A 21,996-nucleotide genomic window follows, 5' to 3' on the forward strand; every position below is an offset into this window, starting at 1 on the left:
GGATCGAGAAACGGGCGCCTTGCCGGATATCAAGCCATTCCAGCGCAGTTGACTCCGTATCACCCAAAGGTTACTTATGTAACCCGTGGGTTACCAATGGAGTGCGCATATGCAATCGGTTGTCGCCGAACGGGCGGAGCGTCTGTCAAAGCACAGAGCCATAGCCGCAATCGTTATGGGCACCGTTCTAGCAGCAACTCAAACGCAGCGGATGGACGCGAGCGGTGCCGGTCCGATCACATGGATCGTCACCGGCGTAGTCGTTGCCATCTTCCTGCTTTGGGCGAGCGGCCTATTCCGCAACACGGTGTTGCGCGGCATTCTCAACGATGAAGGAAGCGACGTTAGCAGACGACGCTCCTTGATGATCGGCTTCTGGAACATGCTCGCCACAGCCGTGGTTTGCTACATTTTGACATATGTGAAGGATTATGGGCCGCGAGATGCCATCCAAATAATCATGTCCGTGGGCATCTGTTCTGCTCTGATAAGCTTCGGCGTCGCGGAACGTATTTCGGCACGTCAATGACCGAACGCCTGCTGAACGGGCTTCGCGCAGAGCGGGAGCGGCTAAACTTGACTCAAGCCGATTTGGCACAGCGCGTCGGCGTATCTCGTAAAACGATCAACACGATTGAGAACCTGGTCTTTTCACCCTCTGCGCTGCTGGCGCTAAAGATCGCCCGTGATCTCGATAAGAGGGTAGAAGACCTTTTCTGGATCAGCAACGAGGATTGAAGAGCGGTTCCTCGACTTGGAGGAAACCGGCTGCGCCAAGCGGGCTGACGGCCATGGACGCGTTTCGCTTCCCCAAGCCTGTTCACGACTGGCATTTCCCGAAATTGCAGCGTGCAGATGGAGGTATGAAATAGGTCGGCCTGAACCAATATCCGTTCCGGGAACCATCAGTTGCGCCTCAAACGACCGCAAGTGGGGCGCTAGCCGTCATGCCCGGGAAGTATGGCCCGCGCTTTCTTCAGAACGGCGTCCATGTCGGTGTCCGATTCTTTCAGGTTCCGTCGAGCGCGCTCGACATCTCCGTTCGCGAGCGCCGCCACCGCGTTGTTGGTGTTCATCACCGCGAATGAGAGCGAGCCGACCATCTCGACCAGATCCGCCATGGTGACACCCAGCCCGTCTTTCGCCGCGCCATTGCCCGTCTTCCCCAACCCGACCTCCTCAAGCACCGGGCGCCCCGTGATCATCATCCGGGCCACTAAGGGGTCGGATCACATACGTCCGAAACGGTTTCAATACGTAGTCCGTCACTTTTCCGGCCGAGGCGGAGGCGCCTGGCGGAGGGCTGGGACGTGGCGCAGCGGCAGGTGGTTGCCATCACTGGGAAACGCATGAAATGCGCCGCCCCCCGCCGCCCTAATTTTCGCAACGCCGCGTGAAAATCATTGCGTTTGATCGTGCGCCTCAACCCCGCCATCTCCCGCTCATCCGCTATCGATGAGGCCCCCATGGCGACCGCCGCGATCTTCACTCCCGAGGGGCCGGCCCTGCCGCGCAACTGCACATTCGATCCCGCCGATTGGGCGATCCTCGCGCGGCATTGGTATCCGGTCGCGCTCGTCCGCGAGATCGGCGATGCCCCGCTCGGCACCAAATTGCTCGATCAGCCGCTGGTCATCTACCGCGCCGAGGGCGAGATCGTCGTCGCGCCCGATATCTGCCCGCATCGCGGCGTGCCGCTCAGCATGGGCGCCCAGACCGGCGGCGGGGTGGTCTGCGCCTATCACGGCCTGACGTTCGGCGCGGGCGGGCGCTGCGTGCATGTGCCCGCGCACCCCGCCAAGGGAATCCCCGATCGCATGCACCTCAAGACCTATCCGCATGTCGAGCGGTACGGGCTGATCTGGACCTGCCTCACCGCCGCGCCCGGCGCGCGGCCCGCGCCGGGCGACATCCTCGACGTGCCGCATTGGGACGAGCCGGGCTATCAGCAGATCGTCTGCCCGTGGATCGACATCCACGGCTTCGCCGGGCGGCAGATGGAGGGGTTCCTCGACGTGGCGCATTTCGCCTTCGTCCACACCGGCACCTTCGGCGATGCCAACAACGCAGAGGTGCCCGCGTACAAGCCGCGCACCACCGAACATGGTTTCGAGGCCGAATATTGGAGCACGGTCGGCAATTATCCGATCGGCGTGAGCGGGCGCGGCGTGCCCGATTTCCGCTGGCTGCGCCACTTCCGCTGCCACCTGCCCTTCTCGGCGTCGCTCGAAATCCACTTCCCTGGCGCCGACCGGCTGGTGGTGGTCAATCTCGCCTCGCCGGTTTCGGCCAAGGTCACGCGGCTGTTTGCGCCGATCGCGCGCAATTTCGATACCGATCTGCCGGTGCAGGCGGTGTATGATTTCAACCTGCGCGTGTTCCAGGAGGACAAGGCGATCGTCGAGGCGCAGATGCCCGAGGAGCTGCCGCTCGATCCGATGATGGAAGCGCACATCCCCGCCGACATGAGCTCGCTCGCCTATCGGCGGCTGCTCCGCGACATGGGGCTGAGCCGATTCTTCACGGCGTAGGCGAACGCCCGCCAACCGTTCGTGTCGAGCGAAGTCGAGACACCGGCGCGCGGAGGCGCCGCCTCGATTTCGCTCGGGGCGGACGGTGGCGCTATCCCAACCCGGCCGCCGCCGCGATGATCGGCACGAACGTCGCCGCGCTCAGGCTCGCGCCCCCCACCAGCGCGCCGTCGACATCGTCGGCCGCGAGCAGCGCGGCGGCATTGTCCCCGGTCACCGATCCGCCGTAAAGGATACGCATCGCCGATGCGTCGTCGCCGAGCAGTTCGGCCAGCGTCGCACGGATCGCGCCGTGGATCGCGGCCGCGTCCTCGGGCGTCGGGGTGCGCCCGCTCCCGATCGCCCAGATCGGTTCATAGGCGATCGACAGCCAGCCCGATGCCGCGCCGTGCGGCATCGATCCGCGCAATTGGCCGGTCACGACCGAGACGGCCGCCCCCGCGCCACGCTGTTCCGCCGTCTCGCCGATGCACAGGATGCCGTTCAGCCCATGCCGCAGCAGCGCCTCGGCCTTGCCCTTCACCTCGGCGTCGGTTTCCGCGTAGCCGCCGCGGCGCTCGCTGTGGCCGACGATCGCGAAGCTCGCCCCCGCCTCGCGCACCATTCCGGCGGAGATACAGCCGGTAAAGGCGCCGCTGTCCGCAGGATGGACATCCTCCGCGCCGATCGCGAAGCCCGGCGCGCGCGCCGCAGCCGGTGCGATCAGCGTCGCGGGCACGCCGACTGCCACGTCCACGCCCGGATAGCCCCTGGCCGCCGCCGCGATCGTCTCGATCTCGGCGAGCGCGGCGAGATCGCCGTTCATTTTCCAGTTGCCCGCAATCAGCTTGCGTCGTCTCATCCCCAGTCTCCCCCTTTTTAGGTGTTTGTTGCGCTGCGATACCGAGGTTCCGCCGTCACACAAGCTTGAAGCGCCCGCCCCCGCCGCCTAAAGCGGCGCGCTACTCCGCCTTCAACAGATCGGCACGCCCGCGTTATGCTCAGTTTCTTCCGCCGGATCATCAACTCGAAGGTCGGCGTCGTCGTCACCCTCGCCGGGCTGATCGTCATCGCCCTGATGTTCGGGCTGACCGACATCACCGGGCTGACCGGGGGCGGCGGCGCGACCGGATCGGGCGAATCGCTGGCGACCGTCGGCGGCACCAAGATCGGCGCGAACGACATCCGCAGCCGCGCGCAGCGCGAGCTGGAGGGGTATCGCCAGCAGAACCCGACGCTCGACATGGCGCAATTCGTCGCCGGCGGCGGGGTCGACGGCACGCTCAACCGCATGATCGACACGATCGCGCTCGAACGCTTCGGCCACAAGCAGGGCATGTTCGTCAGCGACCGGCTGGTCGACGGCCGCATCGCCAGCATCCCGTCGCTGCAAGGCCCCGACGGCAAGTTCAGCCAGGACGCCTATGACCGCGCGCTCAAACAAGCGCACCAGACCGATGCCGCGCTGCGCGCCGACATGAAACAGGGCATGATCGCCCAGTTGCTCGTCACCCCGCTCCAAGCCGACACGCCGCAGGTGCCGCGTGCGCTCGCGCTGACCTATGCCGGGCTGCTGCTCGAGAAGCGCCACGCGCAGATCGCCGCGATCCCCGCCGGCGCGCTCGCCACCGGTCCGGCGCCGACCGATGCCGAGCTCGCCGCGTATTACAAGACCAACGCCGCGCGCTACAGCGTGCCCGAACGCCGCACGATCCGCTACGCGACCGTGTCGGGCAAGGCGCTGACCACCCCGGTCACGGTCAGCGACGCCGAGATCGCGGCGGCCTATCAGGCGCAGATCGCCAGCTTCCGCGCGGTCCAGCGCCGCACCGTCGTGCGCGTGATCGTCGGCGACGCCGCCAGCGCCAATACGCTCGCCGCCAAGATCAAGGCCGGCACACCGATCGACCAGGCCGCGCGCGCCGCCGGCCTCGAACCCGCGACGATGACCGCGCTGGAGAAGAGCGCGATCGCCGCGCAGACCTCGCCGGCGTTCGCCGATGCCGTGTTCGCCGCCGCCAAGGGCAGCGTGATCGGCCCGGTCAAGGGCACGCTCGGCTATGTCGTCGGCCGCGTCGAGAGCATCGACGATCGCGGTGAAATCCCGCTCGCGCAGGCCAAGGCCCAGCTCACCGAGCAGCTCACCACGCAGAAGAAGAACGATCAGCTCCGCAAGATCCACGATGCGCTCGACGATGCGATCTCGAACCGCGCCACCTTCGACCAACTCGTCAGCCAGCAGAAGCTGACCCCGCAGGTCTCGCCGCCGGTGCTGGCGAGCGGGGTCGATCCCGCGCACCCCGACGCCAAGGTGCCCCCGGCCGCGAAGGCGATCGTCGATGCGGGCTTCGCCAGCCAGCCGGGCGACACGCCGCAGCTCGTACCGGTCGATGCCGACAGCTTCGCGATCGTCGCGACCGCCAAGGTGTTCCCGTCCGCCCCGCCGCCGCTCGCCGAGATCCGTGACGCGGTCGCGCGCGATTTCACCATGGAACGTGCCGCCAAGGCCGCGCGCGCCGTCGCCAAGAAGGTGATGGACGCCGCCAACACGGGCACGCCGCTCGCGCAGGCGGTCGCCGCCGCCGGGGTCAAGCTGCCCCCGGTCCAGCCGCTCGACAAGACCCGCGCCGAGATCACCGCCAACCCCGCCGGCGTGCCCGCGCCGCTCGCGATGCTGTTCAGCATGGCGCCGCACACCGCCAAGATCGTCGCCGTGCCCAACAACGCGGGCTGGTTCGTGCTGTGGCTCGACCGGATCGACAAGGGTGACGCGCGGGGCCGCCCCGATATCGTCGCGGCGACCCAGGCCGATATCGGCAAGGCGACCGGCGGCGAATATATCCAGCAGTTCGTCAAGGCGGTGCGCGGCACGGTCGGCGTCAAGACCGATGCGATCGCGCTCGCCAAGCTCAAGGCGGCGCTGACCGGACAGGAGACGACCGATCAGCCCTGATCGCGATGGCATGGCGGCGGCGGCCACCGCGCTCGCCGCCGGGCGCCCGGCGCTGCTGTGGCGGCGCCAGATCGCCGACACCGAGACCCCGGTCGCCGCCGCGCTGCGGCTGATCGAGCCGGGTCGCGGCGACTTCCTGCTCGAATCGGTCGAGGGCGGCGAGACGCGCGGGCGGCACAGCCTGATCGGCCTCGCGCCCGATCTCGTGTTCCGCGCGCACGGCCAGTCCGCCGAGCTCAACCCGAACTGGCTCACCGACCGCGATGCCTTCGCGCCCGCCGCCAAGCCGACTCTCGCCGCGTTGCGCGATCTCGTCGCGTCGTGCCGGATGGACGTGCCCGCCGAGCTGCCGCGCGCGCTCGCCTGTCTGGTCGGCTATTTCGGCTATGAGACGATCGGGCTGGTCGAAACGCTGCCGCGCCCCGATGTCGATCCGCTCGGCCTGCCCGACATGATCTTCGTGCGCCCGACCGTTATCCTGATCTTCGACCGGCTCGCCGACGCGCTGTTCCTCGTCGCGCCGGTGTGGCCCGACGCCACGCGCGCGCCGGACGCGATCATCGCGCAAGCCGCCGAGCGGATCGACGCGGTCGCCGGGCGCCTCGCCGCGACGCCGCTGCCCGCACCCGTCCGCGCCACCGACCTGCCCGAGATCGCGCTCACCCCGACGCTCCCCGCCGGCCGCTACGCCGAGATGGTGGAAACGGCGCGCGACTATATCGTCGCGGGCGACATCTTCCAGGTGGTGCTCGCGCAGCGCTTCACCGCGCCGTTCCCGCTGCCGCCGTTCGAACTGTATCGGTCGCTGCGGCGGATCAACCCCTCGCCCTTCCTCTACCATCTCGATCTGCCGGGCTTTTCGCTGAGCGGCTCGTCACCCGAAATCCTGGTGCGCGTCCGCGATGGCGAGGTGACGATCCGCCCGATCGCGGGAACCCGCCCGCGCGGCAAGACGGCGGCGGAGGACGAGGCCAACCGCGTCAGCCTGCTCGCCGATCCCAAGGAGCGCGCCGAGCATCTGATGTTGCTCGATCTCGGCCGCAACGATGTCGGCCGGGTCGCGGCGGCGGGCAGCGTGCAGGTGACGGCGAGCTACACCACCGAATTCTACAGCCACGTCATGCATATCGTCTCGAACGTGGTCGGCACGCTGGCGCCCGACAGCGACGCGCTCGACGCGCTGTTCGCGGGTTTTCCGGCCGGCACGGTCAGCGGCGCGCCCAAGGTGCGCGCCTGCGAGATCATCGCCGAACTGGAAGGCGCGGTGCGCGGGCCTTATGCTGGCGGCGTCGGCTATTTCTCGCCCGACGGGTCGATGGATTCGTGCATCGTGCTGCGCACCGCGATCGTCAAGGACGGGGTCATGCACGTCCAGGCGGGCGCGGGCATCGTCGCCGATTCGAACCCCGAGTACGAACAGCGTGAATGCGAGGCGAAGGCCGGCGCGCTGCTCGCGGCGGCGCGCGAGGCGGTGGCACGGGCGAGCGCGCCGGGGTTCGGGCAGTAGGCGTGATGGCCTGAGGGGTTTGAGCGGCTTGGGAGGGCGGGTCGCGCCCACTTGTGGTCGTAGAGCGGTAAGTGGACTTAGCCCGAAATCCGACATGCGCTGCTTGGTGATTGTCGCTATGGTCGTGCAATGGCAGATACTGAGAACTTCGTATTGACCGGGGATCACCGCGACATTCCCATGGCCCTTGGTTTGATCTGCATTGCTTGGAATAGCTGCGAGCTTGGTCTTCGCCAGATGCTACGTAGCCTTGTTTGTGCAGGCGAATATCGGAGTTGGAAGGCGGCCGAAATCCTTATCGTCGAAATGAACTCGGTCGGCATCGCTCAAGCTCTCGACTGCATGGCCGAAGAGTTCGCAGATGAGCAGAGCGATTTGCGGGATGCTATCAAGTTTGCAGTAAACTACCTGACTCGCGCTCGACAATATCGAAATTATTATGTTCATGGTATTCGCGGGGTTACCGGGCTTGGGTTTTCATTGACCGACGAAGATATCGAGAATGATACACCCGTGTGGGAATTGATGAAAGAGGGGCCATTTGGGCATGTCTATCACAAATCAGCTAAGCATAAGAGCAGGTTTACAAATGATTTCATCAACAGCGATGCTCTTACGTCCTTTTCCAACAGCCTCGCGAATTTCAATGATTATATTCGCGCTTTAGAAATAAGCGTTAATCACTACTTTCGAGGCGAGCCATACCCCGAAACGGCACCCGTTCCTTCGGCTCCGTCGTTATTGTCTCCGCTGGTGAAGCCGGAAAACAAGCACCCCAAGCTCCGTAGTGCACCAGCTTTTAGGCTCTACAATCCGATACGGGATGATGACGACGTGGAGGCCGACTAGGCATGTCAGGCGGCTTTCTTGATTGTGCCGTTGAAAGCGGCCTGTCTCGTTCCCACCAACCCCGCTCCTCCCGATCGGACCAATGTCCCAGGCGCCCCCAAGCGTAACGACATACCCCGCCCAATCACAGAGCAGCGATCGAGCAGGCGCCTCCACCAGACCGAGCGCACGAACCGAACCACAGGGAACCGCCCCCCGACGTCACGCGATCCGCGCACCCGCCATGCGCTCCGGCAAAACCGTCTGGAGCATCGTCAGAAAGGCGCGCACTCCCGGATTGGCGCGCCGGCTCTCCGGCCATAGCGCGGTGATGGTGTTCCGCTCGACCGCGAAGGCGGAAAGCACCGGCACCAGTTCACCCCGCATCACGTGCGGCGCCGCCATGAACGTCGTTCCCATGCCGATCCCGCCGCCCGCCACCAGCATCGCGATCACCGCCTCGCTGGCATCGGCCACCACACCGGCCTTGGGCACGATCTCGATCTCGCGGTCGCCGAGCCGGAACGGCCAGCGGAAGGTCTGGCCGGTGTTCTGATAGCGCAGGTTGACGGTCTCATGCCCGTCCAGATCGTCGGGGTCGAGCGGCGTCCCATGCGCCTTCAGATAGTCCGGCGATGCGAAGCAGCAGAGCCGATGCGGCGCGAGCTTGCGCGATAGCAGGCGGCTGTCCGCGAGATCGCCGATGCGGATCGCGATGTCGATCCCCTCCTCGACGATATCCACCATCCGGTCGTTCAGCCGCAAATCGACCGACAGTTTTGGGTGAAGCCGCCGGAACGCCGGTAGCGCCGGCGCGATCAGATGAAGCCCGATCGGCAGCGACGCCGCGACCCGCAGCGTGCCCGATGGTTCGGAGCGCGCGCGCATCGCGGTCTGCTCGATCTCCTCCGCTTCGCGCAGCAGCCGCAGCGCGCGCTCGTGCAGGTCGCGCCCCTCCGGCGTGAGGGCGAGCGAGCGCGTCGTGCGGGTGAACAGCGTCACCCCGAGGTGCCGTTCGAGCCGCTGGATGCTCTTGCTCACCGCCGACGGCGAGATCGACAGCGCGCGCGCCGCCGCCGTGTAGCTGCCGAGCGATCCCGCGCGCGCGAACGCGATCAGGCCGGTCAGCCGGTCGAGGATGATCTGTTCCGTCACGGCATTACTAAAGCGCCATACCGGCCGATTATCAACCACTCCGGCACGGGGCTACATCCCGCACATCGACTTTCTTAGCGGAGATGACCATGCACGATATGATGAAGGCGGCGCGGCTCCACGCCTTCGGCGGCCCCGACGTCCTGATATATGAAGACGCCCCCAGGCCCGACCCGCAGCCCGGCGAGGTGCGCGTCCGCGTTCGGGCGGCGGGGCTAAACCCGCCCGATTGGTATCTGCGCGATGGCTATCGCGCACTGCCGCCCGAATGGCGGCCCGATGCGGCCTTTCCGCTGATCCTCGGCACCGATGTGTCGGGCGTGGTCGAGGCGGTCGGCGACGGGGTCGATCGTTTCCGCGCCGGAGACGCGGTGTACGCGATGGTCCGCTTCCCCGAAAATGTGATGACCGGCAGCGGCGCTTACGCCGAATATGTCACCGTGCCGGCATCGCAGCTCGCGCGCAAACCCGCTGGCATCGACCATGTCCACGCCGCCGCCGCGCCGATGTCGCTGCTGACCGCATGGCAGTTCCTCATCGAGCTTGGCCATGATGAACCGAACCCGTTCCAGCCGTTCCGCCATGCCCCGGTGCCGCTCGAGGGCAGGACCGTGCTCATCAACGGTGCCGGCGGCGGCGTCGGGCATCTGGCCGTGCAACTGGCGAAATGGCGGGGCGCGCGGGTCATCACGGTGGCATCGCCCAAGAACGCGCCGCTGATGCGCGAACTCGGCGTCGATCGGTTCATCGACTATCGGACGACCGCCGTCGAGGAGTCGGTTCGCGACGCCGATCTGGTTCTGGATGCGGTGGGCGGCGCGAACATGGAACGCTTCCTGCGGGTCATCAAACCCGGCGGCGCGCTGTTCCTGGTCAATCCGCTGGGGTTCGCCGGTCAGGCGGCGGCGGCCGCGCGCGGCGTCCATGTCTCCTCGACCCAGGTTCGATCGAACGGTGCCCAATTGGCGGAAGCCGCCCGCCTGCTCGACGACGGCACGCTTCGGATCGTCATCGACAGCACGTTCCCGCTCGCCGAAGCGTCGCGCGCGCACCGCCGTGCCGAAAGCGGCGCCATTCAGGGCAAGATCGTCCTCACGGTCGCCTGATCGTCATCGGGTCCAGGAAAGGCACGGCATCATGCTGATCGTCACCGGGCACATCTCCGTCGCGCCATCGGCGCTCGCAACGTTCAGCCGCGATCTGCGCGCGCTCGCCGCCGCCGCGCGACGGCGCGACGGCAATCTCGCGTACGACGCCGCCGTGGCAGATCCGTCCACCGGGCGGCTGCTGATCGCCGAGCGCTGGCGCGATCAGGCGGCGTTGACCGCGCACCTGCAAGCGGCGGACACGGCGCGGTTCCTGCACCGGTGGCGGGATCGCATCTCGGGCGACATCCGCAAATACGATGTCACGCGAGAGCGGGCGTTGATGGACGATTGACCGGGCGGCCGGCGCGTTCAGGGCGCGGTCGGGTCGATCGACTGGCCGTTGCGCTTCGCCACCCGCTCGGCGGTCCATTGTTGCAGCCGCTGCGCGCTACAGCCGGTCTGCCCGCCCGAGCCGACCGGCGAGCACGAATCGGGCAGCCCGGCCGCCTCGCGGCCGACCTGGTCCATCGACGCGGTGCGATTGACCCAGCTCTGGTTCTGCGCCGGGATCGGCTTGCGGTCGCGCAGCGGCTTGGGGATGCGATAGGGTTCGTCGATCCGCGAACAGACCACCACCTCGTCGGGCGAACTCGCCTTGGGGCACGGCGCGGTCCCGGTGATCGCGATGTTGCGGATGCGCTTCACCGGCTGGCCCGACTCGGCCTGCTCGGCGACCCCGGCGTGGTCCTGCTCGGCGAAATCCTTGCCCGCCACGTCCGCCGCGGTGATCGTGTCGCCCGATCGCGCGGCCGGCGGGGGCGGCGTCTGCGCGAACGTGGTCTGCGCGATCGCCGTCATCGGCAGGCTGAGCGCGGCGGCGAGAAACAGGGCGCGAACCATCGTCTTGATCTCCTTGGGGTGAACCGAACGCTCGGCCCACCCGAATCGCTCCCCCCTATTACAGCGCGGATCGTCCGAAAAGGCGGCGGAATCGGGGCGTGGTTGCGCTGTCGGCCACAAAGGCTATGGCGAGGGGCATGATCCTCGTCATCGACAATTATGACAGCTTCACCTGGAACCTCGTCCATTATCTGATGGAGCTGGGCGCGGAGGTGAAGGTGGTCCGCAACGACGCCCTTTCCGCGCGCGACGCGGTCGCGAGCAACGCGCAAGGCTTCCTGATCTCGCCCGGCCCCAAGACCCCGAACGAAGCGGGCATCAGCCTCGATCTCGTCGCCGCCTGTGCCGAGGCGGGCAAGCCGCTGCTGGGCGTGTGCCTCGGCCATCAGGCGATCGGCCAGCATTTCGGCGGCCGCGTCGTGCGCGGCGGGCTGATGCACGGCAAGACCTCGCCCGTCGTCCACGACGGCACCGGGCTGTTCGAGGGCCTGCCCTCGCCCTTCACCGCCACCCGCTATCACTCGCTGATCGTCGAGGATCTGCCCGAGGGGCTGATCGCCAACGCGCATGCCGACGACGGTTCGGTGATGGGCGTGCGCCACGCGACGCTCCCGATCCACGGCGTCCAGTTCCACCCCGAGAGCATCGCCACCGAACACGGCCACGCCTTGCTCGCCAACTTCGTGCGGCTGGCGGGGATCGCCACCAAACTCCCCTCCCGCTTGCGGGAGGGGTCGGGGGAGGGCCTGTCCTCCTCACAAACGGCGCATGCGGGGACAAGCCCTCCCCTAACCCCTCCCGCCAGCGGGAGGGGAATTTGACGACGATCGCGCTTCTCCCCGACCCCATTTCGCCGCTGTCGCGCGAGAGCGCGGGCGAGGCGTTCGCCGCGATCCTCGACGGCACCGCGCCCGAAGCCGAAATCGCCGATTTCCTCACCGGCCTCGCGATCCGTGGCGAGACCAGCATCGAGATCGCCGCCGCCGCCCGCGCCTTGCGCGAGCGCATGATCGCGATCTCCGCCCCGCCCGGCGCGATCGACGTATGCGGCACCGGCGGCGACGGCCACCACACGCTCAACGTCTCGACCGCGGTGTCGATCGTCGTCGCGGCGTGCGGCGTGCCGGTCGCCAAGCACGGCAACCGCGCGGCTTCGTCCAAGGCGGGCGCCGCCGACACGCTCGAGATGCTCGGGCTCGATCTCGACCGCGCCGCGCGCGATGCCGAGGGCAGCCTCGCCGATATCGGCATCGCCTTCCTGTTTGCCGCCAGCCACCACCCGGCGATGAAGCGGCTCGCGCCGATCCGCCGCGCGATCGGCCGCCGCACGATCTTCAATTTGATGGGCCCGCTCGCCAGCCCCGCGCGCGTCACCCGCCAGCTCATCGGCATCGCCCGCCCCGATTACGCCGCCACCTACGCCGCCGCGCTCGCCGAGCTCGGCACCGAGGCGGCTTTGGTCGTCGCGGGTGAAGAGTCGCTCGACGAACTCTCCTGCGCCGGCCCCAGCGTCGTCGTCGCGCTCGGCATCCCCAATATCGCCGAGCGCATCACCCCTGAAGACGCCGGCCTGCTCCGCCACCCGCTCAGCGCGATCCGCGGTGGCGACCCCGCGCATAACGCCCGTGCCCTGCGCGCGCTCCTCGACGGCGAAACCGGCCCGTACCGCGACGCCGTCCTCCTCAACGCCGCCGCCGCGCTGATCGTCGCCGGCACCGCCGACACCCTGAGCGAAGGCGCGGACACCGCCGCCGCCGCGCTCGACGATGGCCGCGCCGCCGCGCTGCTCGACAGATGGATCGCCTACCGATGACCGACGTGCTCGACCGTATCCTCGAAACCAAGCGCGCCGATGTCGCCGCGCGCAAGGCGACCACCTCGCTCGCCGAGATCGACGAGCGCATCGCGCGCCAGACCAAGCCGCGAGGGTTTCGCGCCGCGCTCGACGCCAAGGCGAAGACCGGCCACGCGCTGATCGCCGAGATCAAGAAGGCCAGCCCCTCCAAGGGCCTGATCCGCGCCGATTTCGATCCGCGCGCGCACGCCATCGCCTATCAGGCCGGCGGCGCCGCCTGCCTGTCGGTACTGACCGACGAGGAATGGTTCCAGGGCGCCGACGACTATCTCACCATCGCGCGCGACGCCTGCACGCTGCCGGTGTTGCGCAAGGATTTCATGATCGATCCGTGGCAGGCGCCCGAATCGCGCGGGCTTGGCGCCGATTGCATCCTGCTCATCATGGCCGCGCTCGACGACGGCCTCCTCGCCGAGATCGAGGCGAGCGCGACCGAATGCGGCATGGACGTGCTGGTCGAGGTCCACGACGCCAAGGAGATGGAGCGCGCGATGAAGCTCCAGTCGCGGCTGATCGGCGTCAACAACCGCAATTTGCGCGACTTCACCGTCGATTTCGCGCGCACCTACGAACTGGTGTCGAAGGCGCCCAAGGATTGCACCTTCGTCGCCGAAAGCGGCCTCACCACCCGCGCCGATCTCGACGCGATGGCCGAACACGGCATCCACTGCTTCCTGATCGGCGAAGCGCTGATGCGGCAGGCCGACCTCGAAGCCGCCACCCGCGCGCTGGTGGGATGAGCGCGGCGTCCGCACTTCCCTTCCCCTCCCTGGAAGGGAGGGGACCGAGGGGTGGGTCGGCCCGCGCGGAAACGCTGCGATCCCCTCAGGCCAACCCACCCGCGACCTTTCCGAAAGGGGAGCGCACATGACCGCCCTCACCCACCTCGACCAAACCGGCGCCGCGCACATGGTCGATGTCGGCGGCAAGCCCGTCACCGCGCGGCAGGCGATCGCCACCGGCCGCATCACCATGTCCGCCGCCGCCGCCGACGCGATCCGCCACGGCACCGCGCTGAAAGGCGATGTCCTCGCCGTCGCGCGCATCGCCGGCATCATGGCCGCCAAACGCACCAGCGACCTCATCCCGCTCTGCCACCCGCTGCCGCTCACCCGTGTGCGCGTAGATCTCGCCCCCGACGCCGAGGGCGTCACCGTCACCGCCACCGCCGCGACCGAGGGCAAGACCGGCGTCGAGATGGAAGCGCTCACCGCCGCCAGCGTCGCGCTGCTGACGATCTACGACATGGCCAAGGCGATCGACAAGGCGATGGTCATCACCGGCGTGCGGCTGCTGGAGAAGCGTGGGGGGAAATCGGGGGGGTGGCTCGCCCCCACGGAAGACGTAACCAGTTCCGTTCGTCCTGAGTAGCGGCTGAGCGAAGTCGAAGACGCGTATCGAAGGACAAGCCGCGCGCGTAACCCGCGCAGACAAAGCCCGCCCTCACGCGATCGCGAAGAACACCGCCAGCGCACGCGTAACCGCGAGCATCGCTTCGGCATCAAGGCTGCCGATCACCGCACCGATCTTGTCGCGTTTCACCGACATCGCCTTGTCCACCATGATCTGCGACCGAACCCGCAGCGCGTTATCGGGCGTCGGCTCGATCGTCGTGCGGATCAGCGGCGCGTCCACCAGAGTGCTGGAGATAAGCAGCACCGTCACCGTGCCGGTTTCGGCAAACTGATCGGACTGGATGACGACCGCCGGACGCGGCTTGCCGAAATCCCCCGACAAAGCGATCGTGACGAGATCGCCCCGCTTCACGCCTCGCCTGCGGGGTCCACATCGGCAAGTGCGGCATCGAGGAACGCATCCAGATTGGGATCGGCCACATCGGCCGCCGCGACGATACGCGCTTGTCGCCGGCATTCTTCGGCGAATCCGGCGCGGCGCGTATCGGGTACCCAAATTTGGATCGGTCGCAAACCGGCGGCGCGCAGTGCGTCGCGGCGCTTGCGGACTCGTTCGTTTAGAGGTGCTGGCATGATGCGGTTCGTCCAGACGTCACATGTAACGTACGACTATTGTAGCGCGGTAGCAAGCATGCGCCTCCCGGAGTCAGAGGTCATCTGCGTCGATCGTGCTTAGCATCGGCGCCTTATCATCAAATCGGAGCCCAGCGGCCCCCGCGACAACTGCAGAGAGCGCCACGGCGCGCAATGCGCCGGTTTGCTTGCGGGCGAGCGCTTCTGCTTCGGTCGCAGCTCCGGTCGCGGCAAGAAGCTGGATCAATTCAAATCGCCGACGAGTGTCGCCCTCACGTTCTCCCTGCTTCCGTGCGGGATGGTCAGGCGTTGGGTCAGTCATGGAGTCCGTGCTCCGTGCCCCCACAATCGGATCACCCGGGTCGAACGGCGGGAGAACAGCCGCAGCCTCTTTGGCAAGGGCTTGGGCAGCACCGTGATCCCCGCTGCGGAGTCGTGTCACGCCGATGTTCAGGAGGGCGTCGATCAGCAGGAATGGTGTCGTTCTCTCCTGACGAGCACGTGCGATCGCTTCATCAAATCTTCCAGCCGCAAGCAGGTACTCCACGAAAAGATCAGCGTTCAAACCGCTTGGGCAAACCTTCCTGAAAAGCGCTGAAGCTGGAAGTCGGTCGATAAATGCTCCCAGCGCATGCGAAGGCGCTGACGCGCTCCCGAGACGCGACAGGTCAAGACCTCCGAACGGTCCAAACCATCCAAAGCACTCGTCACCAAATCTCGGCGGCGTGCTACCGAGCAGATTAAAGATTTCAATTGCAGCGTCCGTGTCTCCGGCGCCAGCAAGAATATAGATGATCTCAGCGCGAGAAGCGAAAGTGCGGCTCTTTCGCGCAGATGCCAAGGCTTCTTCCTTTTGGCCTGATCGATATAAAAATGCCGGCTCCGCGAGCACCTTCCGCAAGGCGTCTCTAACATCATCCGGCAGCGGAAACTCTTTCTTGTTGATTTCGACCATCACAAAGCGCTGAGCGTCCGCGTCGCCGTGACCGCGAAGTAACATGGCCAACACAGCGCCTTTGATCCGACCTGCGGGCAAGCCTAAAGCGATTTCACGAAGTTCATTTGCGGATGGGAAGCCGAACAGATCAACGTCGCGTCTCAACAGGCACGCTTGCGCCCAAGCCTCGCGGTCTTTGGGTGTCTTCGCTTCGCCGCCGCCATCCTGACGCCATAACCCGAGCGCGCACGGGCTGCCCATCGGCATAGCCTCTCGTATCGGAGCCGATCGGGACAGCCCAACGACGGCCTCGGCCGGAATCTCGCTAGCGCCACCGTCGGACATTGCGCGAGCGGCCCGCGTTCCGGCCACAGGCTTTCCAAACTCTCGCAGATTCCTTGAAACAGCGCGAAGTACGCTGTCGCGTTTGTATCCTGGCGGAAGAGCTATCGCGACTGCAACTGCCTCGTCGGCAATAGTCTCCATCTTGTCGGCAGCATAAGCACTGCTTTGCGTGATGGCGACCGTAAAGGCGACCGCCAACCCCATCATCATACGCGTCAATCGCATACTTTCAGAACACCTAGACAGCAGCACTGTTGATTTTACGAAGCTGAACCAACGGCTGCCCACAGGCAAGCTACAACTCTGCTGGCATGTCCGTCACTATGCGGTTGGCCAGTCTTGCGTTACCCGAATACCGGACCTTCACAGCCGCCTTTCCACGACTCCCCGGAAAATCAACCACATGCCCCCCCTCCTCTCCGTAGACTCCGCCCTCACCCGCCTCCTCGCGCTCGCGCACCCTGTCGCGCCCGAAACCGTCCCGATCCGCGCCGCCGCCGGCCGCTGGGCCGCGTCGGACGTGGCCGCACTCCGCACCCAGCCCTACGCCGATCTCTCCGCGATGGACGGCTATGCGCTGCGCTTCGCCGACCTGCCCGGCCCCTTCACCGTCATCGGCGAGAGCGCGGCCGGCACGCCTTTCGACGGGACGGTCGGCGCGCGCGAGGCGGTCCGCATCTTCACCGGCGCGACGATGCCCGCCGGCGCGGACAGCGTGCTGGTGCAGGAGGAGGCCGCGCGCGACGGCGCGGTCCTCAGCGTCACCGGCGCAGGCCCCGCTTATGCCGGTCGCAACGTGCGCCGCGCGGGGCTCGATTTCCACGCGGGCGACGTGCTCGTGCCGGCGGGCGCGCGGATCACCCCGGCGCGGATCGCGGTCGCCGCGACCGGCGGGCACGGCACGCTCCCGGTCCGCCGCCGCGTGCGCGTCGCCACCGTCGCGACCGGCGACGAGCTGGTCGCGCCCGGCGCGCCGCTGCCGCCCGGCGCGCTCCCCGAATCGAACGGCGCGATGCTCGCCGCGATGCTTGCCGATCTGCCGGTCGAGATCGTCGATCTCGGCATCCTGCCCGATCGGCTCGACACGATCACCGCCGCCTTCGCGCGCGTCGAGGCAGACATTCTCGTCACCACCGGCGGCGCGTCGGTGGGCGATCATGATCTCGTGCGGCCCGCGCTTGAGGCGGCGGGGGGCAGCCTCGATTTCTGGCGGATCGCGCTGCGCCCCGGCAAGCCGATGCTGGCGGGGCGGCTGAACGGCGCGGTGGTGCTCGGCCTGCCCGGCAACCCGGTCTCGGCGTTCGTCACCGCGACATTGTTTCTGCGCCCGCTGATCGCGCACATGGCGGGCGCCGCCGATCCGCAGCCGCGCCGCGCGACCGCGATCCTCGGCGAAGACCTGCCCGCCAACGATCACCGCGCCGATTATCTGCGCGCCGAGACGCGCGCGGGCCGCGTCCATGTCGCGGCGATTCAGGACAGTTCGATGCTGCGCACGCTCGCCCGCGCCGATTGCCTGGTGATCCGCGCACCGAACGCACCTCCGGCGCGCGCCGGCGACTCGGTGGAAATCCTGCCGATCGGCTGATGGACACCGCTTGACTTGGCTCCTACCGTTCCATATTGGTTCCGCATCTGTTCGGACGGAGGAACGCGATGCTCACTCGCAAGCAGCACGAGCTGATCTGCTTCATCAACGATCGCCTGGAGGAAACCGGCGTGTCGCCCTCGTTCGAGGAGATGAAGGACGCGCTCGATCTCAAGTCGAAGTCGGGCGTGCATCGTTTGATCAGCGCGCTTGAGGAGCGCCAGTTCATCCGCCGCCTGCCCAACCGCGCGCGCGCGCTCGAGGTGCTGCGCATGCCCGAGCGGGTCGCCGCCACCAAGAAGGCGGCTGTCGCGCCGCCCGCCAACCTCCGCCCGCTGCCCGAGCCGGCCAACGACGTGATCGAGATCCCGCTCCACGGCCGCATCGCCGCCGGCGTGCCGATCGAGGCGTTCGAGGGCCAGTCGATGCTCGCGGTGCCCGCCGCGCTGCTCGGCAATGGGGAGCATTATGCGCTTGAAGTCGCGGGCGATTCGATGGTCGATGCCGGCATCCTCGATGGCGATTACGCGCTGATCCGCCGCACCGAGACCGCCCGCGACGGCGAGATCGTGGTGGCGCTGATCGAAGACGCCGAGGCGACGCTCAAATATTTCCGCCGCGAGGGCGCGATGGTCCGTCTCGATCCCGCCAACCGCGCCTATGATCCCCAGCGCTACGCCCCCGCGCAGGTGCGTATCCAGGGGAAACTCGCCGGCCTGCTCCGCCGCTACGACTGATCCGCCACGGGTGACGGTCCTCGCTGTGGCGCACGATAGCGATGTTTCGGGTCGAAAAGGTGATCGCCACCCCGCCCGTCTCGGCCAGCGTGGCGGCGTCGAGCTTCAGCCAGCGCGGCGAGCAAGCGCGCGGCAACCGCCGCTCGGAAATGACGATATCGACGCCGGCGCAGAGCGGAACGAGCTGCTCGCTCGGAACTAAGTAAGCGCTGCGCGTGGCGAGGATTCGCCAAGCGCCGCGCCGAACGAGGCACAGATCGCGGCTGCACCGCGCGTCAGGCTGCTCGGACAGCAGCAGCGGCACCGCATCGACCCCGCCATTCTCGGCGAAGGTGGACGCGGTATAATCGCCGGTCCGGTCGCGCAGCACCGCGAGGTTGCCGCCCGCCGTCCGGATCGCCGCGTGCCGCCCGTCCCCGGTGACAAGCAGATCGGGCGCCGGCGTCAGCACCGCCCATGCAGCGCCGATCACCAGCGGCACCGCGCCGAGCCGCCGCCACCGCGTCCGCCACAAGGCGATCCACAACCCGCCCGCGACCATCAACGCATAAGCACCCGCCGGCATCGTCGGTATCGACGCAACCGCCCCCGGCAACCCCGCCACCGAATGCGCGATCCACAGCAGCAGATCGAGCGACCGCGCCGCGACCCACCAGAACGGCCAGCCGGCGCCGACGCAGTCGAACAGCAACGCCAGCGCCTCGAACGGCATCGTCACGAACGTCGTCAGCGGGATCGCGACAATATTGGCGACCGACCCGTACACACCGGCGCGGTGGAAGTGGAACACCGAGATCGGGATCAGCGCCAGCTCTACAACGACGCCGGTCAGCAGCAACGAGCCAAGCCCGCGCAACATCGCCCGCGCGCGCGCCTCCTCGTGCGGCCCGAACCAGCGCTTGATCGCCGGATGCTCGTGCAGCGATACGATCGCCGCCACCGCCGCGAACGAAAGCTGGAAGCTCGGCCCCGCCAGCGCCTCGGGGTAGAGCGACAGCACCACGAATGCGCCCGCCGCGACCAGCCGCAGCGTGATCGCCTCGCGCCCCATCGCCAGCGCGACCAGCACCAGCAGCGCCGCGACGCACGACCGCACGGTCGGAACTTCGGCGCCGGTGAGCAGCGTATAGCCGATCGCGGCGAGCGCGCCCGCCCCCGCCGCGATCAACGGCACGCGCCAGCGTAGCGCGATCCACGGCACCAACGCGAGCAGCCGTCCGACGATCAGCATGACCGCGCCGACCACGGCGGTGATATGCAGCCCGCTCACGGACAGCAGATGCGCGAGCCCCGAACGCCGCATCGCCTCCGCGTCGCTCTCCGGGATTGCACCCTGGTCGCCGGTCGCCAGCGCGGCGGCGATCGCGCCGGCCCCGCCCGGCGCGCTCGCTTGGATGTGGCGCGACAAGCGCTGCCGCAAACCCCCACCCGTCTCTCTGCCGGGTTTCAACACCGCCACGGGGGCGATGCCGCGACCGGTCGCACCGATCCCATCGAACCAGGCCACCCGCGCGAAGTTATAGGCGCCCGGCACCGCCGGCGCCGGCGGCGGGAGCAGCCGCGCGCGCAGCCGTATCGTCGCGCCCACCCCCAGCCCCCCCGGCACGTCCGCGGCGGCCAGATTGACGCGCAGGTGCGGCGGCAACACCGGTGCAATACGATCGCCTTCCGCAAGCACGCGCGACGGCGCCAGCCGCAACCGTACGAGATCGCGCGCCGCGATCGGGTCGATCCGCTCCACCTTCGCCTCGAACCGGGCCAGCACCGGGCCGGGCAGCGGCGGGACGCCGACCGACTCGGCACGCCACCAGACGAGCAGGACGCCGCACGCGACGAGCATCGCTGCCACCGCGAGCGCTCGCCCGGCGCGTCCACCGTGTCCGATCGCCACGGCCGCGAGCGATACGCCCCCCGCCCCCAGCGCGACGACGGTCCATGTCAACGGATCGGGAAGTTCCAGCCACAGCGTGACACCCGCGCCGAGCATCACCGGCAGCCACAGCACCAGTTGGTCGCGCTCGGCTTCGAGCCAGCGCTCCAACGCCGCCACCCAAGCGGGCGGCCAGCCGATTTGAAGCGGCGAAGGTCGCGTGCTAGGGGCGTCGGCGGCTGAGCTGGCCATCGATATTCATGTCTGGGAGCAAGCGCGGTTGGGCGCAACATCTGATAGCGCGGCGGCCACGTCCGGCACGCCCGAAACCGCAAACATCGTCACCCGGTTCGCGCCCTCGCCGACCGGCTATCTCCACATCGGGGGCGCGCGCACGGCCCTGTTCAACTGGCTGTACGCCAAGGCCAAGGGCGGCAAGTTCCTGCTGCGGATCGAAGATACCGACCGCGCGCGCTCGACCCAGCCGGCGATCGACGCGATCCTCACCTCGATGCGGTGGCTCGGGCTCGACTGGGACGGTGATGCCGTGTTCCAGTTCGAACGCGCGGCGCGCCACGCCGAGGTCGCGCACCAGATGGTCGAAAGCGGCCACGCCTATCGCTGCTACATGACGCACGAAGAACTGGCGGCGATGCGCGCGGAGGCGGAGGCGGCCAAGCGCCCCCTGCGCGTCCGCAGCCCGTGGCGCGACCGCGCGCCGGAAGCGGGCGACAAGCCCTACGTCATCCGCCTCAAGGCGCCGACCGAGGGCGCGACGACGATCGTCGATCGTGTCCAGGGCAGCATCACCGTTCAAAATTCCGAGCTCGACGATCTCATCCTGCTGCGCTCTGATGGCACACCAACCTATATGCTGGCCGTGGTGGTCGATGATCACGATATGGGCGTGACACACGTCATCCGCGGCGACGATCATCTCAACAACGCCTTCCGCCAGTTGCCGATCATCAAGGCGATGGACTGGCCCGAGCCGATCTACGCGCATGTGCCGATGATCCACGGGCCGGACGGGGGCAAGCTTTCGAAGCGGCACGGCGCGGTCGGCGTGGAATATTATCGCGACGAACTCGGCATGCTGCCCGAAGCGGTGGATAATTACCTGCTTCGGCTCGGCTGGGGTCACGGCGATGACGAAATCATCAGCCGCGAGCAGGCGGTCGCGTGGTTCGATCTCGACGGCATCGGCAAGTCGCCGTCACGCTTCGACCTCAAGAAGCTCGAAAACCTCAACGGGCATTATATCCGTGAGGCGGACGACGGCCGACTGGCCGCGTTGGTCGCGGCGCGGTTCGATCCCGCATTGAGCGAGGATCAGCGCGCCCTGCTCGAACGCGCGATGCCGTCGCTGAAGCCGCGGGCAGCCAGCCTGATCGAACTCGCCGATGGCGCGCAATTCCTGTTCCGCCAGCGCCCGCTCGCGATCGCGGTGGAAGCCGCGCCGCTTCTCGCCGGAAATGCGCAACCGTTGCTCGCTGCACTGCACACGGCGCTTGACGCGCTCGACGGCTGGGATACGGAGGCGCTCGAGTCTGCGGTTCGGCAGGTCGCCGAGGATGCGGGGGTCAAACTCGGCCAGGTCGCGCAGCCGCTGCGCGCCGCCTTGACCGGACGCAAGACCTCCCCCGGTATCTTCGACGTGCTTGTGCTGCTCGGGCGCGAGGAAAGCCTCGGCCGGATCGCCGATCAGATACAGAACTGAATAGAGGAAGAGACA

21 protein-coding genes and 2 pseudogenes are annotated in these 21,996 nt (G+C 67.6%); 15 read left to right on the top strand and 8 right to left on the bottom strand.

The window, feature by feature from the left end:
• Nucleotides 1–109 precede the first annotated feature (109 nt).
• Together BLS81_RS02750 and BLS81_RS02755 are read left to right on the top strand one after the other, a co-directional pair.
• Nucleotides 110–529: a hypothetical protein gene (locus BLS81_RS02750; protein ID WP_143023271.1), complete on the top strand. Its 420-nt coding sequence runs from the start codon at nucleotides 110–112 to the stop codon at nucleotides 527–529.
• A complete protein-coding gene (locus BLS81_RS02755; protein ID WP_093220400.1) occupies nucleotides 526–738 on the top strand; it encodes a helix-turn-helix transcriptional regulator in 213 nt (70 codons plus the stop codon). Before BLS81_RS02750 ends, BLS81_RS02755 begins: the two co-directional genes overlap by 4 nt.
• Before the next feature lie 200 nt (nucleotides 739–938).
• Here BLS81_RS02755 and BLS81_RS02760 read toward each other — a convergent pair whose 3' ends face one another.
• Nucleotides 939–1,217, bottom strand: coding sequence for a hypothetical protein (locus BLS81_RS02760; RefSeq protein ID WP_176786990.1), 279 nt, complete (start codon nucleotides 1,215–1,217; stop codon nucleotides 939–941).
• A 249-nt stretch (nucleotides 1,218–1,466) separates the two neighbouring features.
• On the opposite strand from BLS81_RS02760, the gene BLS81_RS02765 reads away from it, so the two are divergent.
• The gene (locus BLS81_RS02765) at nucleotides 1,467–2,531 is read left to right on the top strand and encodes an aromatic ring-hydroxylating oxygenase subunit alpha (protein WP_093220406.1); all 1,065 of its coding nucleotides are present in this window, start codon (nucleotides 1,467–1,469) and stop codon (nucleotides 2,529–2,531) included.
• Between the two features lie 91 nt (nucleotides 2,532–2,622).
• Here BLS81_RS02765 and tpiA read toward each other — a convergent pair whose 3' ends face one another.
• Nucleotides 2,623–3,372, bottom strand: coding sequence for a triose-phosphate isomerase (gene tpiA / locus BLS81_RS02770; protein WP_093220409.1), 750 nt, complete (start codon nucleotides 3,370–3,372; stop codon nucleotides 2,623–2,625).
• 135 nt (nucleotides 3,373–3,507) lie between these two features.
• On the opposite strand from tpiA, the gene BLS81_RS02775 reads away from it, so the two are divergent.
• The 3 genes from BLS81_RS02775 (at nucleotide 3,508) to BLS81_RS20275 (ending at nucleotide 7,819) form a co-directional block, all read left to right on the top strand.
• Nucleotides 3,508–5,463 carry a peptidylprolyl isomerase gene (locus tag BLS81_RS02775; RefSeq protein WP_093220413.1) on the top strand — a complete coding sequence of 652 codons (1,956 nt, stop codon included), beginning with the start codon at nucleotides 3,508–3,510 and terminating at the stop codon, nucleotides 5,461–5,463.
• A gap of 10 nt (nucleotides 5,464–5,473) precedes the next feature.
• Nucleotides 5,474–6,970, top strand: coding sequence for an anthranilate synthase component I family protein (locus BLS81_RS02780; protein WP_093220415.1), 1,497 nt, complete (start codon nucleotides 5,474–5,476; stop codon nucleotides 6,968–6,970).
• Nucleotides 6,971–7,099: 129 nt separating this feature from the next.
• A complete protein-coding gene (locus tag BLS81_RS20275) occupies nucleotides 7,100–7,819 on the top strand; it encodes a hypothetical protein (protein WP_143023272.1) in 720 nt (239 codons plus the stop codon).
• Nucleotides 7,820–8,020: 201 nt separating this feature from the next.
• Here BLS81_RS20275 and BLS81_RS02785 read toward each other — a convergent pair whose 3' ends face one another.
• Nucleotides 8,021–8,953: a LysR family transcriptional regulator gene (locus tag BLS81_RS02785; RefSeq protein ID WP_093220418.1), complete on the bottom strand. Its 933-nt coding sequence runs from the start codon at nucleotides 8,951–8,953 to the stop codon at nucleotides 8,021–8,023.
• Between the two features lie 83 nt (nucleotides 8,954–9,036).
• On the opposite strand from BLS81_RS02785, the gene BLS81_RS02790 reads away from it, so the two are divergent.
• Nucleotides 9,037–10,059, top strand: a complete 1,023-nt coding sequence (locus BLS81_RS02790; protein ID WP_256326034.1) for an NADP-dependent oxidoreductase — start codon at nucleotides 9,037–9,039, stop codon at nucleotides 10,057–10,059.
• A 31-nt stretch (nucleotides 10,060–10,090) separates the two neighbouring features.
• Nucleotides 10,091–10,393: a putative quinol monooxygenase gene (locus BLS81_RS02795; RefSeq protein WP_093220420.1), complete on the top strand. Its 303-nt coding sequence runs from the start codon at nucleotides 10,091–10,093 to the stop codon at nucleotides 10,391–10,393.
• Between the two features lie 17 nt (nucleotides 10,394–10,410).
• On the opposite strand, the gene BLS81_RS02800 is transcribed toward BLS81_RS02795, so the two are convergent.
• Complete coding sequence (locus tag BLS81_RS02800) at nucleotides 10,411–10,941, bottom strand: hypothetical protein (RefSeq protein WP_256326035.1); 531 nt, start codon at nucleotides 10,939–10,941, stop codon at nucleotides 10,411–10,413.
• Nucleotides 10,942–11,078: 137 nt separating this feature from the next.
• On the opposite strand from BLS81_RS02800, the pseudogene BLS81_RS02805 reads away from it, so the two are divergent.
• From BLS81_RS02805 to moaC, 4 genes and pseudogenes are all read left to right on the top strand, one after another.
• Nucleotides 11,079–11,651: pseudogene (locus BLS81_RS02805) on the top strand (aminodeoxychorismate/anthranilate synthase component II); the annotation flags it as partial.
• A 107-nt stretch (nucleotides 11,652–11,758) separates the two neighbouring features.
• Entirely contained in the window at nucleotides 11,759–12,754 is a 996-nt protein-coding gene (trpD, locus tag BLS81_RS02810) for an anthranilate phosphoribosyltransferase (protein WP_093220425.1), read from the top strand.
• Nucleotides 12,751–13,536 carry an indole-3-glycerol phosphate synthase TrpC gene (trpC, locus tag BLS81_RS02815; protein WP_093221754.1) on the top strand — a complete coding sequence of 262 codons (786 nt, stop codon included), beginning with the start codon at nucleotides 12,751–12,753 and terminating at the stop codon, nucleotides 13,534–13,536. The genes trpD and trpC overlap by 4 nt, the downstream gene beginning before the upstream one ends.
• A 127-nt stretch (nucleotides 13,537–13,663) precedes the next feature.
• Entirely contained in the window at nucleotides 13,664–14,167 is a 504-nt protein-coding gene (gene moaC, locus BLS81_RS02820; RefSeq protein ID WP_093220428.1) for a cyclic pyranopterin monophosphate synthase MoaC, read from the top strand.
• A 72-nt stretch (nucleotides 14,168–14,239) separates the two neighbouring features.
• On the opposite strand, the gene BLS81_RS02825 is transcribed toward moaC, so the two are convergent.
• The 3 genes from BLS81_RS02825 to BLS81_RS20280 form a co-directional block, all read right to left on the bottom strand.
• Nucleotides 14,240–14,563 carry a type II toxin-antitoxin system PemK/MazF family toxin gene (locus tag BLS81_RS02825; protein WP_093220430.1) on the bottom strand — a complete coding sequence of 108 codons (324 nt, stop codon included), beginning with the start codon at nucleotides 14,561–14,563 and terminating at the stop codon, nucleotides 14,240–14,242.
• Nucleotides 14,560–14,784 carry an antitoxin MazE family protein gene (locus tag BLS81_RS02830; protein WP_093220433.1) on the bottom strand — a complete coding sequence of 75 codons (225 nt, stop codon included), beginning with the start codon at nucleotides 14,782–14,784 and terminating at the stop codon, nucleotides 14,560–14,562. Before BLS81_RS02830 ends, BLS81_RS02825 begins: the two co-directional genes overlap by 4 nt.
• 73 nt (nucleotides 14,785–14,857) lie before the next feature.
• The gene (locus tag BLS81_RS20280; RefSeq protein ID WP_143023273.1) at nucleotides 14,858–15,988 is read right to left on the bottom strand and encodes a hypothetical protein; all 1,131 of its coding nucleotides are present in this window, start codon (nucleotides 15,986–15,988) and stop codon (nucleotides 14,858–14,860) included.
• A gap of 481 nt (nucleotides 15,989–16,469) precedes the next feature.
• Between BLS81_RS20280 and glp the strand changes: the two genes are divergently transcribed.
• Both glp and lexA read left to right on the top strand, forming a co-directional pair.
• Nucleotides 16,470–17,654 (top strand): molybdopterin molybdotransferase MoeA, encoded by a 1,185-nt coding sequence (glp, locus tag BLS81_RS02840; protein ID WP_093220438.1) that lies wholly within the window; start codon nucleotides 16,470–16,472, stop codon nucleotides 17,652–17,654.
• Between the two features lie 68 nt (nucleotides 17,655–17,722).
• A complete protein-coding gene (lexA, locus tag BLS81_RS02845) occupies nucleotides 17,723–18,391 on the top strand; it encodes a transcriptional repressor LexA (protein ID WP_093220440.1) in 669 nt (222 codons plus the stop codon).
• Nucleotides 18,392–18,395: 4 nt separating this feature from the next.
• Here the strand turns inward: lexA and BLS81_RS02850 are convergent.
• Nucleotides 18,396–20,378 (bottom strand): annotated as a pseudogene (locus BLS81_RS02850) (ComEC/Rec2 family competence protein); the annotation flags it as partial.
• Between the two features lie 163 nt (nucleotides 20,379–20,541).
• Between BLS81_RS02850 and gltX the strand changes: the two are divergent.
• A complete protein-coding gene (gltX, locus tag BLS81_RS02855) occupies nucleotides 20,542–21,981 on the top strand; it encodes a glutamate--tRNA ligase (protein ID WP_256326036.1) in 1,440 nt (479 codons plus the stop codon).
• Nucleotides 21,982–21,996 lie beyond the last annotated feature (15 nt).

This window comes from Sphingomonas sp. NFR15 (genome assembly GCF_900103265.1).
Classification (GTDB): domain Bacteria; phylum Pseudomonadota; class Alphaproteobacteria; order Sphingomonadales; family Sphingomonadaceae; genus Sphingomonas; species Sphingomonas pollutisoli.